The organism is Synergistaceae bacterium (assembly GCA_031272035.1).
In the GTDB taxonomy this organism is placed as follows: domain Bacteria; phylum Synergistota; class Synergistia; order Synergistales; family Aminobacteriaceae; genus JAISSA01.
The window spans coordinates 29,215-42,595 of sequence record JAISUO010000069.1 but is presented as its reverse complement, the minus strand read 5'-3'; the positions used below and the strand labels follow the sequence as shown (position 1 = coordinate 42,595).

Annotated in this window: 12 protein-coding genes; all 12 read left to right on the top strand. The window is 54.1% G+C overall.

Annotation, left to right across the window (positions count from 1 at the left end; translation table 11 throughout):
• The first annotated feature begins 10 nt into the window (after nt 1-10).
• The 12 genes from LBR61_08530 (at nt 11) to LBR61_08475 (ending at nt 13,365) form a co-directional block, all read left to right on the top strand.
• Nucleotides 11-1,681: an N-acetylmuramoyl-L-alanine amidase gene (locus LBR61_08530; protein ID MDR1732125.1), complete on the top strand. Its 1,671-nt coding sequence runs from the start codon at nt 11-13 to the stop codon at nt 1,679-1,681.
• A gap of 26 nt (nt 1,682-1,707) precedes the next feature.
• Entirely contained in the window at nt 1,708-2,445 is a 738-nt protein-coding gene (locus LBR61_08525; GenBank protein MDR1732124.1) for a GerMN domain-containing protein, read from the top strand.
• Nucleotides 2,446-2,455: 10 nt separating this feature from the next.
• The gene (rph, locus tag LBR61_08520) at nt 2,456-3,256 is read left to right on the top strand and encodes a ribonuclease PH (GenBank protein ID MDR1732123.1); all 801 of its coding nucleotides are present in this window, start codon (nt 2,456-2,458) and stop codon (nt 3,254-3,256) included.
• The gene (gene rdgB / locus LBR61_08515) at nt 3,246-3,845 is read left to right on the top strand and encodes an RdgB/HAM1 family non-canonical purine NTP pyrophosphatase (protein MDR1732122.1); all 600 of its coding nucleotides are present in this window, start codon (nt 3,246-3,248) and stop codon (nt 3,843-3,845) included. Before rph ends, rdgB begins: the two co-directional genes overlap by 11 nt.
• Nucleotides 3,846-3,961: 116 nt before the next feature.
• A complete protein-coding gene (gene secG, locus LBR61_08510) occupies nt 3,962-4,183 on the top strand; it encodes a preprotein translocase subunit SecG (GenBank protein ID MDR1732121.1) in 222 nt (73 codons plus the stop codon).
• 199 nt (nt 4,184-4,382) lie between these two features.
• The gene (rplM, locus tag LBR61_08505) at nt 4,383-4,814 is read left to right on the top strand and encodes a 50S ribosomal protein L13 (protein MDR1732120.1); all 432 of its coding nucleotides are present in this window, start codon (nt 4,383-4,385) and stop codon (nt 4,812-4,814) included.
• Between the two features lie 19 nt (nt 4,815-4,833).
• Nucleotides 4,834-5,229 carry a 30S ribosomal protein S9 gene (rpsI, locus tag LBR61_08500; GenBank protein ID MDR1732119.1) on the top strand — a complete coding sequence of 132 codons (396 nt, stop codon included), beginning with the start codon at nt 4,834-4,836 and terminating at the stop codon, nt 5,227-5,229.
• A gap of 355 nt (nt 5,230-5,584) precedes the next feature.
• Complete coding sequence (locus LBR61_08495; GenBank protein MDR1732118.1) at nt 5,585-7,282, top strand: hypothetical protein; 1,698 nt, start codon at nt 5,585-5,587, stop codon at nt 7,280-7,282.
• Nucleotides 7,283-7,360: 78 nt separating this feature from the next.
• Nucleotides 7,361-8,053 carry a beta-phosphoglucomutase gene (gene pgmB / locus LBR61_08490; protein MDR1732117.1) on the top strand — a complete coding sequence of 231 codons (693 nt, stop codon included), beginning with the start codon at nt 7,361-7,363 and terminating at the stop codon, nt 8,051-8,053.
• 71 nt (nt 8,054-8,124) lie between these two features.
• Nucleotides 8,125-9,309, top strand: coding sequence for an MFS transporter (locus tag LBR61_08485; protein MDR1732116.1), 1,185 nt, complete (start codon nt 8,125-8,127; stop codon nt 9,307-9,309).
• A 393-nt stretch (nt 9,310-9,702) separates the two neighbouring features.
• Entirely contained in the window at nt 9,703-10,125 is a 423-nt protein-coding gene (locus LBR61_08480; protein MDR1732115.1) for a response regulator, read from the top strand.
• 405 nt (nt 10,126-10,530) lie between these two features.
• On the top strand, nt 10,531-13,365 hold the full coding sequence (locus LBR61_08475; GenBank protein MDR1732114.1) for a response regulator: 2,835 nt from the start codon (nt 10,531-10,533) through the stop codon (nt 13,363-13,365).
• Nucleotides 13,366-13,381: the final 16 nt, after the last annotated feature.

Here is a 13,381-nt window from a genome sequence, read left to right as displayed (position 1 = left end):
GCGGGCAGGAGTGTTTTCGACGCTCCTGTTTTTCGTTACCCTGGCTTTTATCTTTTTGACGGGGATTTTATCCGTTCCCGCCCAGGCCGGGGTGGCCGTTCTCTATAAAGGGGACTCCGAGCTGGGGCAGGTTCCGGTGAGGGACGGACCGGACGGCTACGCGGTTTCCATCGCGGACGCGGGAGCCCTGCTGGGACTGGAAGCATCTCTCGCGGGAGAGGAGCTTCTGCTGACCCGGGGAGGAAATCGGCTTCGAATCGTTCCGGAAGCCGTGGCGGCCTGGTACAACAATCAGCTTATCCCCCTGTACGGCCCGGGACGGATTCAGGACGGCCGATGGTGGCTGGACGTTCCCTCTCTGATGAGCCTTCTGCAACGTTTCGCCGGCAATAAAAAGGACGACCGGCTGCGTCTCGAAGAAGTGCGGACGGCTCCTCCGGCCAAAGAGGAAAAGACCGCAAGGGCCCCCGCACCCGCTCCCTCCGTAAAGACTCAGACGCCGCCGGAGGGCGAGCTGACGGTCACCTCAATGAACGCTCCAAAGGAAACTCCGTCGTCTCCCCCTGCCGTCTCCGGCGCAGGCACCTCCCCGACCCCTGCTTCCACTCCCGCTTCGGGGGAAATTCGCGCGCTTCGATGGAGTACCTCACGGGAAAAGATACGCGCCGTCATCGACTGCTCCGATGATTCAAACCCGGAGGTAAAAATCGCCGCCGGAAAAATCTCGATGAATTTCCGCCGTATTGTGGACGGTTTGGAGGGCATCCCCTCGCCTTACGAAAATGTGGACGCCGAACTTGTGCAGGGAACCAATCTCGTGACTCTCACCTTCTCCGTCTCCGGCGTCAGAATCGAAAAATTCGTTCTGGACAAGCCCAGGCGGATCGTTTTCGATTTCATTTTCGACTCTCCGGGCAGGATCAAAGAGGTGAAGCGGCCGGAAAGCACCGCCCCCGTCGTTTCCCGGGAGAAAAACGGAAAAGCGGGAACGACCTCCGGGAAAAAAGAGAAAATGCTGGTGGTTCTGGATCCGGGACATGGAGGCAAGGATCCCGGAGCCGTGGGCAACGGTTTCAGGGAGAAGGACATCACCCTCAACATCGGCCTGCAGATGGAAAAAGCTCTGAAGGCAAAGGGCTTCAACGTCATTATGACCCGCAATACGGACGTTTATCTGACCCTTCAGGAACGGACGGATATTGCAAATCAATCCAACGCGGACATGTTTGTCAGTATCCACGTCAACGCCCTGCCCCCGGGGAAAAATTCCACGGGGTTCGAGATTTACCTGATGGCGTTGCCCACGGACAAAGACGCCCTCAACCTGGCAAAAATAGAAAACCGGGAATATCTGGAGGACAAAAACGCCAGCGGCGCGGCATCGGACCGCCGAACCGAAGTTCTTCTGAAAATTCTGGGAGACATGCAGCAAAACAACAAAATCAGCGAGAGTACCACCGTCGCGGAAGTGCTTCTCAAAGCGGGAAACGCGGCGTCCCTGCCCATGAAACGCGTAGCTCAGGCTCCGTTTTTTGTTCTGCGGGGAGCGGGAATGCCCGCTGTTCTTCTGGAAACGGGATTCATTACGAACGCCCGGGAAGCTAAACTTCTCGCGCACCCCGGCTACCAGCAAAAAATTGCCGAAGCCATGGCCAACGGTATTTATACGTATCTGAAATAAGCCGGCTCGGAGGAAGGAATGAGGAAATGGCTCGCCGCAAAGAGAGCAGTTCACCCGAACGTTATCGGGACGATTTTTCGGAAAGAGAGTTCGAGGAAAGAGTAGAGGCCAGACGCAGACGGTCCGGTCCCTCTTCTGATCCACGAAAAGCCTCTGAACGCGCTGAAAAGGAGAAAGCTCCTATTCTGCTGCGCGTTCTGGCATGGTGCGGAGTTATTTTACTCTGCTTTGTGGCCGGCTATGTGGGAACCTCCTACATGCTGCACATGCTCGACACCCAGAGCCTGCTCAAACCGGAGGGCAGAGTCCAAAACCAGGAGGAACTCCGCGCGCTTCTCGGCTCTGAAACTCCGGCGGAGTCCCCGTCCCGCTCAGAACTTCCCAGGACGAAGCTGGCTCTGTTTTACCCCAAAGGAGAAAATCTGGCGGAGGAGAGGGCTGAAATTCTGCCGGGCACACAGGAGGAAAATATTCAGGACGCGATTCGCAAACTGCTGACTCTGAGCGGTTTCCCGGAGGGAGAAATTCGGCTGCTGCACGTTTTTCGCAACGTGGATACGGTGTTCCTGGATTTTTCGGGGGCCTTCATTCCCGCACTCTCCGCCGTCGGAGTAAAACCCAGCACTCTGTTTATTACAGGCGTCGTCCGTACGCTGCGGGATAACTTTCCCCCCATAAAAAAAGTGCGCTTCATGGTGGACTCCCAAATCACCACCGCAGGGGCTCCCGTGGATCTGACCGCCACCTGGCAGCTGCCTCAGTGAGGATTGCTGGATGAACATTTCGGAAAATTCTCCTCCGACATCCTCTTCCGGGAAACGTCAGGCCGGACGCCCCATCGACCGGCTGCGCCCTCTGTCCTTCGAGAGGCGCTATACCCGTTACGCGGAGGGCTCCGTTCTGGTCGTCTGGGGGGAGACCCGGGTGCTGTGCACCGCTTCGGTCGAGGAAAAAGCCCCGATTTTCCTGAAGGGGACGGACCGGGGATGGATCACCGCGGAATACGCCATGCTGCCCCGAGCCACCGACCGGCGAACTCCGCGCCCTTCCTCCGGGAAAATCAGCGGCCGAAGCGCGGAAATCCAGCGTCTGATCGGCCGCTCTCTGAGGGCGGGGGTGGACCTGAGCCAACTGGGGCCTCGAACGATCACCGTCGACTGCGACGTTCTTCAGGCCGACGGAGGGACACGAACGGCGGCGATCAACGGAGGATTCGTGGCTCTGGCGGATGCCCTGAGGCTTCTCGTGCAAAACGGCGTTCTCCGTCAGCTTCCGCTGATTTCCGTCATTTCCGCCGTCAGCGCGGGAAAACTCAAAACGGAAAACCTCGAAAACGAAATTTACCTGGACCTGGACAGCGGAGAAGATCGCGCGGCAGAGGTGGATTTCAACGTCGTCATGAACCACAGGGGAGATTTCGTGGAGATGCAGGGAACGGGAGAAGATGGTTTTTTCTCCCGAAGGGAAATGAACCGGATTCTGGACCTCTGCGAACAGGGATGTAACGAGATCCGAAGGATTCAACTGGAGGTCCTGGATTTTTCGACGGAGGAAAAGAGCAGCCTTGCTTTTTGACCGCCTTTTGCTGGCCTCCGGCAACCGTCACAAATATCAGGAGTTTCTTGAACTTCTCCCGAAGGACCTGGTGAAAGAGCTTGTTTTCGCTCCGAAAGTCGCGCCTCTGGAGGTGGACGAAACAGGAACAACTTACGCCATGAACGCCATTCTGAAAGCCCAGGCCTGGGCTGAAGCCTCGGGCCTCCCCTCCCTGGCGGACGACAGCGGTATTGAACTGGAAGCCCTCGCCTGGAGGCCGGGGGTGCGATCCGCCCGAATAGTGGAAGGCAGCGATGCCGACCGCAATCGATGGCTTCTTGAGCAGATGCGGGGACGCTCCAACCGCCGCGCTCACTTCGTCGCAGCACTGGCCCTGGTGGTTCCGAATCAGTGGGCGCTGGTCTGCGAGGGGGTCTGCTCTGGGCGTTTGGCTGAAGACGGAGCCGGCGGCGGCGGTTTCGGCTATGATCCCCTTTTCATTCCCGACGGGTATGACGCGACTCTGGCGGAGGTCTCCCCCGCCCTCAAAAATAAAATTTCCCACAGGGCGAAAGCGACGGAAACCCTCCTTGAAATTTTGAGGCAAGATTTTGATGCAAGATTTTGAATGAAGTTTCTTAGAAAAAAATCAAAAAAGAATTCGAAAATGGGATTTTTCATGGTAAAATAGTTATCCGGTTTCCGGCCGTCTACGGCAGTATAGATTAGGAGGATTCTTACGGTATGAGAATGTTGATTTCCGTTATTCATATAGTGCTCTGTGTCGTTTTGTCCGCGGTGGTTCTGATGCAGCACCGCAAACAGGGCGGATTTGGCGGAGCGTTCGGCGGCGGCACGCAGGCGGACGTGGGGCAGTGGCAGCGATTCACGGCCCTGACGCGTATCACCGTCATCCTGGCGGCCTTTTTTATGCTGACCTCCATTCTTTTGATTCTTATAAAATAAAAGGGCTTGTAAACGATTATTTCGTTCATATAAAATAAGGGAGTTTGTCGGAGAGAGGATGTAAATCACCGCTGTACGGAACGCGGAAGTATTCGTTTGGAAAGGCCCCCTGCCACATTTCCGGACGGAGGAAGTTTTTCCGTGAGAGCACAGGATTGGTTTATATGAACTTTCTACGTCTATTCGAGGAGGAAACAGAATGGCAGGCAGTGGTTCCTGGCTTGCAAAAGCCGAAAAAACAGAAAGAGAGTGGTTTGTCGTCGACGCTGCGGACAGACCCATTGGACGTCTCGCGGCACAGATCGCGCGTATATTGACGGGAAAACACAAACCCACTTTTACTCCCCATGTGGACACAGGCGACTTCGTTATCGTCATCAACGCCTCCAAAGTCCGTCTGAACGGTCAAAAGGGCGCCCAGTCCCATTATCATTATCATACGGGGCACAGCGGCGGTTATCGCTCGATTCCCTGGAGCGTCATGCTGGAGAAAAAACCGGAGTTTCTTTTCGAGCACGTCGTAAAAGGCATGTTGCCCAAAACACGGCTTAAATATCAGCGCAAGCTGAAGGTCTACGCGGGCGCCACTCATCCCCACTCCGCCCAGTCGCCCACAGCGCTGGATCTGTAGGAAGCAGGAGGAAGAATAAATGCAGGATAACAGTTATTTTTGGGGAACCGGCAGACGCAAAAACGCCCTGGCCCGGGTCAGAGTTCGGCCAGGCACCGGTGAAATCAAAATCAACGACCGTTCCGTGGAAGATTATTTCCCCCGTCTGGTCTGGCAGTCTCAGGTTTTACTCTCTCTGAAAACCGCCAGTCTGGAGGGCAAGGTGGACGTTTTCGTCCGCGCTTCCGGCGGCGGTCTTACAGGACAGGCGGGAGCCGTCAAAATGGGCATCGCTCGCGCGCTGATCCAGTTGAATCCCGAACTGCGCCCCACCCTGAAGAAAGAAGGACTTCTGACCCGCGATCCCCGTATGGTCGAGCGCAAAAAGTTTGGTCAGAAAGGCGCGAGAGGCAAGAGGCAGTACTCGAAGCGTTAATTTCTGCGGGATTTTTATGTCCCCCTATACATGAAATATGCAAGAGGCGGCTCCCGAATCAGGGGCCGTTTTTTTATGCCCATTTGCCTGATTCACGATATATGCAATCCCAAATTATTTCATTCCAATCCTTACCAAAATTCAATCAGCATAAATTGTTATTATGTTTAAATTTATTAATTCGTGAATAATTGTAAAATACAATAAATAGATATGTAAACAGTGTTTACGTATGTATATATGCGTATTTAAACTTTGACATTGCATGTAATTATTGATAAATATGGATGGTGAAGTGAAAGATGTATGTCATGCTATCACTAAACAGGTATAAACACCGGAGGAGGCAGTTTACGTGAAAATTAATTTGACGGCGAAACCGTTCAACCTTGATGCGGAAAGCGTGAAATGGGTAAATGAGACACTGGCGGGCATGACGGAAGAAGAAAAATTAGGACAAATTTTCTGCCTTGTGGCGTACAGGGACGACAACGAGATGCTGAAGCGCTTTGCCAGCGATTTACATATCGGAGGGCTCATGTGCCGTCCCATGGAGAGTAACGAAGAACTTCTCTCCGTTGTTAAAATCCTGCAGGAGAACTCCAAAATCCCCATGTTCATCGCGGCGAACCTGGAGGCCGGAGGCAACGGTCTGACCCTCCAGGGGACAAAAGTCGGTTCACAAATGCAAATCGCGGCTGCAAACGACCCAAAATACGCTTACGCTCTGGGAGACGTGGTCGGAGCCGAAGCCCGGGCGGCCGGGGGAAACTGGGCCTTCGCTCCGGTTATAGACATCGATTACAACTTCCGCAACCCCATCACGGCAACCCGCACCTACGGTTCAGACCCCGAAATGGTCCGGCGCTGCGGAGCGGAATATACCAAAGCCGTACAGTCCCACGGCGTGGCGGCATCCATCAAGCACTTCCCCGGCGACGGCCGCGACGAGCGGGATCAGCATCTTGTCACATCCATCAACGACATGAGCGTCGAGGACTGGGAGAGAACCTATGGAGAAGTCTACAAAGCCTCCATCGAAGCGGGGGCTTTGACGGTGATGATCGGCCATATTATGCAGCCCGCCTGTTCCAAGGCCCTGAACCCGTCGCTGAAGGACGAGGATATTCTGCCCGCGACCCTGGCCTCGGAACTGCTGAACGGGCTTCTGAGAGAAAAGCTGGGATTTAACGGGATGATCGTCACCGACGCCACAACCATGAACGGTTTTTCGATCCCGATGCACCGGAAGAAGGCCGTGCCCCTGACCATCGCGGCGGGCTGTGACATGTTCCTTTTCACCAAAAATCTGGAAGAGGATTTTGGTTATATGCGCGAGGGCATCAAAGACGGGACGATCTCCCAGGAGCGTCTGAACGAAGCGGTGACGAGAATTTTGGCGACAAAAGCGGCAATCGGGCTCCATAAAAGGAAACTCGTGCCGGATCCGGCGGAAATGGCGTCTGTGGTCGGCTGCGAGGCCCATAAGGCCATTGCGCGGGAGGTAGCCGACCGGAGCATCACTCTGGAGAAAAACATTCAGGACGTTCTGCCCCTCAGCCCTGAAAAATACAAACACGTCCTGTTCTTTCCCATTGATCCAAACGGAATCAGCATGTTCGGGGACAACAAAAACAACGAGATTTTTGTAACGAAACTGAGGGAACGCGGCTTCCACGTGGACATTTTTGAACCGACGCCGACCTTCGAGGGACTGGCGGCGGGCTACTCCGAAACGGTAGACCGGTACGACCTGCTGATTTACTCTGCGAACCTGGCCACAAAGTCCAACCAGACCACCGTGCGTATGGAGTGGGCTCAGCCCATGGGGGCGAACGTCCCGATGTTCATCAACGCCGTCCCATCGATTTTCATCTCCCTGGAAAACCCCTATCACCTGCTGGACGTGCCCCGCGTCAAGACCTATATCAACACCTTCGGCGCCAGCGACGTGGTGGTGGACGCACTTCTGGACAAGCTCACGGGCAAATCTGAATTTAAGGGAAAAAGCCCTGTGGACGCGTTTCTGGGCCGGTGGGAAACGCGGTTCTGACCGGTGAAGCGGAACCAACCGTTCCCGTTCCTCCGAAAGAACGACCCGGCAGGACAATATCGCAAATAAGGTGAAATCATGGTGATCAATGGCATTGTTTTTGATTTGGACGGCGTTATCGCCTTTACCGATAAATTCCACTACAAGGCCTGGAAAATGGTCGCGGAGAGGCTCAACGCACCTTTTGACGAAGTGTTGAATAACCGTCTGCGCGGCGTGTCCCGCATGGAGAGCCTGAACATCATTTTGAGCAACGCGGGGCTGGATTTGTCTCCCGAAAAAAGAGAAAACATCGCCTTTGTGAAAAACGAGATCTATCGTTTTCTTTTGAGTGAGCTTTCTCCGGCATCCATTGATCCGGACACGAGGGAAACGCTGAAAATTTTGCGGAGCCACGGGATAAAGCTGGCGATCGGCTCTTCCAGCAAAAATGCGCCTCTGATACTGGAGAAAACAGGGCTGACGGAGTATTTCGACGCGGTATCGAACGGCAACAATATATCGCGCCCTAAACCCGATCCGGAGGTGTTTTTAAAGGCGGCGGCGTTTATCGGCCTGTCTCCCTCGGAGTGCGCCGTTGTGGAAGACGCCGCAGCAGGCATCGATGCGGCAAAGAACGGTGGATTTTACGCCATCGGAATCGGCGACGCCGCAAAGTATCCCAGGGCGGATTTGAGAATCGCGTCGCTGAAGGAATTACTGACGTTGATGGACGGCGGCAAGTTTTGCGTCGTCATTGACATTCGTGACTGCTCGCAGACGGGTTTATAGCGGATTGCGTAACCGCGTACCAAAAAAGGCGCCTGACGCTGGTAAGTGGTGAAAATTTTGGAGAGATGTTCATGATAGTTTTGCTGATTTTAATCTATATAGCGTTTATCGGTTTTGGCCTGTGGAGCTCCCTGTTTTCCGCCATATGGCCTGTCATGCGATTTGATGTCATCGCTCCCGCCTCCGCCGCAGGATTCATCGCTCTGATCATGCGAGGAAGCGGCATTCTTTCCTCGCTCAACAGCAATCGGGTTATTTTCAACTTAAAAACGGAAAAAGTCATTTTGTTGAGCCTTCTGATGGCAGCCATCTCCCTGCTGGGCACGTCAGGCGCCGTTTCTCTGCTGCAGCTTTGCCTCTGGTCCGCCGTTCTCGGGGTCTGTTCCGGCTTCATAGACCCAGCGATCAACAATTACATCGCTTTGCATTACAAGGCGAGGCATCTGAGCTGGCTTCATTGTTTCTGGGGTATTGGCGCCACCCTTGGCCCCATGGTCATGTCCGGGTTTCTGGAAGGCGGAATGAGCTGGAGAGGCGGATACGCGGCCGTCTCGGCGCTGTTGTTCGTCCTCGTTCTCATCCTGCTGGGCTCTTTCCCTCTGTGGAAAAGGATGAGCGGACGTCAGACCGCCGCTTCCGACAGAAACTCAAAGGACCAGGAGCGGCGTCCCGTCACCAACAGAGAGGCGCTGAGGCTTCCCGGCATCAGGGACAGTATCTTTTCTTTGGTTTGCGACAGCGCCTGTGAGGCATCCGCCGCTCTATGGATCGCCAGTTACCTCGTTGAACAGCACCACATGTCCCCCATAACGGCGGCCATGTGGACCTCTTTCTATTACGCCAGCATCACCGCCGGGCGGTGCATCTCCGGTTTTTTGATGATCAAACTGCAGAGCGCTCAAATTATACGTTTGGGCTGCTGTACCTGCATTGCCGGAGTCGTCCTCCTGATACTTCCTCTGTCCAGGTCAGCCACCCTGACGGGCATTATCCTGTTGGGGCTGGGCTGCGCCCCCTTCGTCCCGGCCACGCTGCAGAACACTCCCGCGCGCTTCGGAGAAAAATTTTCTCAGGCCGTCATAGGGCTGCAACTGGCCAGCGCCTACATCAGCGGCACTTTTGTCCCCCTTTTGGTGGGAATATGCTCAAAAACGCTGACCATGTCCATTTTACCCTGGTTCCTGCTGGTGATGACGATCGGTATGCTGCTTTTCAGCGAGCGCGCCTCACGCGTTACCCCGGAGGGCATCGCGTAACATTTTAAGACGTCCTCATTTTAAAACGTCCTCCTCCGTGAAATCGAACTCACGTTACGTCTGGGCCTGCCGCGGGGCCTGGTTCAACCTGTCCGACGAAACGGCGGAGGATGTTCTTTATGACAACCGTCACGCGCGGCTTTGCAGGTCTCAATTTTTCAGAGAGGTCTTGACAGATCTCCCTCTCCATGGCATAACATAATGAGCAATTTAAGTAAAAAAGCCCAATAATGATTATGTAAATACACTGGGTATACTCCTGAGCGGGGAACAGAGCTTGGACAGGAGCGCCTCCTTTTTCCTGGAGTATTTTATCGTAAGAAATGAACCTGAAACGATCATCAGTGGTTTGAATCAGAGGTGGGCCAAACCAGAGGAGAGGGACGAAGCGCAATGGTTCTTGCCAAAGAAGAAAGCACAGAGGACAAAACCGTTTTCAGGGTCGTTCAAAAAAAGGTTATCCTTGCGGTGGATGACATTCGACTGCATCTCATGAGAATCAACGAAGTCCTTTCCCCGGATTATGACGTCAGAATCGCGAAGTCGGCCATGGCGGCCCTCAAAATCATGACGAGCGAAAAAATCGACCTGGTGCTCCTCGACATCGAGATGCCCGGCGTGTCCGGCCTGGATTTGCTGGAAGCCATCAATCGCGGGGAGGATACGAAAAAGATTCCGGTTATTTTTGTGACGTCTCACGCGACGGGGGACTTTGTCCTCCGAGCCAAAGAGGCGGGAGCGAAGGGATACCTCATAAAACCCTACGATCGCGAGAAACTGACAAGGATGGTTCAGGACGCCCTGCAGGAAGCGTAGACAAAACGCCATTTTCTGGCGTTACAAAAGCTGTAAACGACAGGAGAGAACTGTCTCTTGTCAATTCTGAATCAAATGCGCTTCCTGTACCTTTGATTTGAAAAACCGTGGCTCGAAAAGCCGCAGGGACGAGCTCATTTTTTCAACATTTCTTCAATATTCCCTCAACATTTCCTCAGGTCGCGCCTGGGGCAGATAACACAAGAATTAGGTAAATATACATCTACTTTACTATGCAATAAAACTGATTTCTCCAGTCCTCTCTTTAAGATATAAATATTCCAACAAAAGAAAATAGAAATTTTTCTCAACCTGATGAGGGCAAAACGCCGTCAGAGGCGGAAGCGTACGTGAATTTGCATGTTTTATGAAGGAGAATCGGAGAAGTCTGGAGGCAATATCGTCATGTTACGGATGCGGATAATTCTCGTCATCGTTTCGATCGTTGCAGTAATCGCCATATCCAGTACGGCCGCGGGGCTGTTTGTTTATCAAAACGAGGGTCTGAAAACCATTGAAGGAGACATGGTTCTGGTCAGAGAAATTGCGGATAATCTGCTCTCCAGAGAAATCGCTCTGCTAAAGGCGAATCTGAACGCTGTTGCCACTCTGCTGAACCGGGTTTCCGACTCCAGAATATCCGACGTGCTGAAGGCCCAGACCGAAATCAACGAGCTTTACCTGTCTCTGGCGCTTCTGAACAGGGACGAAAGGACCATCGTCTCCTATGGAACGGCCGCTCCCCTCCCCGACTTTTTCCTCAATAAATACTGCAGGCGGGCCTTCGAGGGAGAACAGATCATTTCCACCACGGAAACGGCTCCGAACGGAGAACTCGTCTTCCGAATCTGCGTCCCTTCCGGCGATCGCGTTCTGGTTGGAACCATTTCAGGTTATTTTTTCAGCGATATCATTTCAAAATTTAAAATATGGCAAACCGGAAGTATTTTCATTCTCGATGAGAGCGGGACTTTTATCGCCCACGGGGACCGGAACATTATCCGGGACCGATGGAATTTCATCAAAAGACCCAAACTTCAGTCCACTCAGTCCGTTCCACCGGAGGACGAGAAGGAAATGCGGAAAACCGCGGCTTTTCATAAACGAATGACGGAGGGAGAAAAAGGCGTCGGTCGGTATAACTTCCTTGGTTTTGAACGCATCTGCGCCTACAGCCCTATCAGCAGCTCGAAAACGGGCTGGTCTCTGGGAGTCGCGGCCCCCATCGCGGAAACCCCCATAACCGCCCTGAAACATGGACTGCTGCTCACCGGAGGAGTGTTTTTGCTGCTGGGCATACTGGCCGCTGTTTTCGCGGCAAACCAAATCGCCCGTCCCATCCAAAAAATCGACGAACAGAACGTCCATCTTGAGGAACTCAGAGAGACCGCCGAACGCGCCTCAAGGGCCAAGAGCGATTTTCTGGCCGGCATGAGTCATGAAATGCGGACGCCCCTCAACGCCATCATCGGCCTGAGCGAACTGGCCCTGACCGATGCTTCGGGACAGGAGTCGGAGGACTATCTGAAGAAAATTCACAACGCGGGAAGAACTCTTCTTGGAACCATAAACGACATTCTGGATATTTCGAAAATAGAGTCGGGAAAGTTCGAACTGATCCCGGCCGTTTACGACGTCCCCAGTCTGATCAACGACACTGCGGCTCTGAACGTCATTCGCATCGGAGGAAAACCCGTCCGGTTCCATCTGCACCTGGACGAAACCCTGCCGGTCAGCCTCCTGGGCGACGAGTTGAGAATACGGCAGATCTTCAACAACCTTCTGAGCAACGCCTTCAAATATACGAAGGAAGGCACGGTGGACTGGTATATCGCCTGCGAACGAGAGGGAGAAGACCTCTGGCTCATTTCCGAGGTGCGGGACTCCGGCATCGGAATACGGAAAGAGGACCTTGAACGTCTGTTTTCCGACTACAGCCAGGTGGACACGAAGCTCAACAAATTCATAGAGGGAACCGGTCTCGGCCTGTCCATCACCAAACGACTGACCGAGCTGATGGACGGGACCATAACGGTGGAAAGCGAATATGGACGGGGCAGCGTATTCAGAGTTCGCCTCCGGCAAAAATTTGTGTCGGACGAGGTCATTGGCGAAGCAATTGCGCAAAATCTCCGCAGTTTCCGCTATGCCGACACCCGCCGCGACCGCAATTCGACTCTGGTCCGAATCAGCCTCCCTCACGCCCGGGTTCTGGTGGTGGACGACGTTCCCACCAACCTCGACGTGGCCAAAGGGATGATGAAACCCTACGGAATGCACATCGACTGCGTCACCAGCGGCCAAAAAGCCGTCGAGCTGGTTCGGAAAGCGGACGTCAGGTACAGCGCCATTTTCATGGACCACATGATGCCGGAAATGGACGGAGTGGAAGCCACGCAAATCATCCGCAGCGAGATCGGCTCCCGATACGCGGAAACGGTGCCCATTATCGCCCTGACCGCCAATGCTCTCATCGGCAGCGAGGAAAAATTCCTGGAAAAGGGATTTCAGGCCTTTCTTTCGAAACCCATCGACATCATGCGCCTGGATCAGATCATACGGCAGTGGGTGCGGGACAAAGGCTATCGGGATCAGCCAGAACAAATTGCGCCGAGCCCGATCTTCGACGAGAACAGTCCGTCCTGGGAAAAACCCGGACGGAAGATTCGAGGGGTTGACCTGGAAAAAGCCCTGAGCCTGTTTGGCGGGGACGAAAAAACGCTGATGAAGGTTCTCCGCTCTTATGTCCTCAACACGCCCCATCTGCTGGAGCAGGCGCGTCTTCATCAGACGGCGGACGATTTATCCCAATACATCATTGCCGTGCATGGAATCAAAGGCAGCAGCTACAGCATAAGCGCCGACGAGGCAGGCAGAAGGGCGGAATATCTGGAACACGCCGCCCGGGAAGGAGACAGAGCTTACCTCGCGGCCAACGGCGAGTCCTTCATCGCCCTTACGGAACAGCTGATCAAAGACCTGTCCCGTCTGCTCGCTCAAACTTCGGAGTCCGGACTGCAATCGGAGCCCCGCATCAAAAAGGGAAGGCCGGACGAAGAGCTCCTGAACCGGCTGAGAGAGGCCTGTCTGCATTTCAGCATGGATGCGGCGGACGAAATTCTGGAGGAGCTGGAACGCTATGATTACGAATATCAGGCGGACATGGTGGTCTGGCTCAGGGAGCGGATCGACAGGGTCGAATTCGCGGAGGTTCTGGAAAAACTGCCTCTGCCCTCCTGAGGAAGCAGAGGTGAAT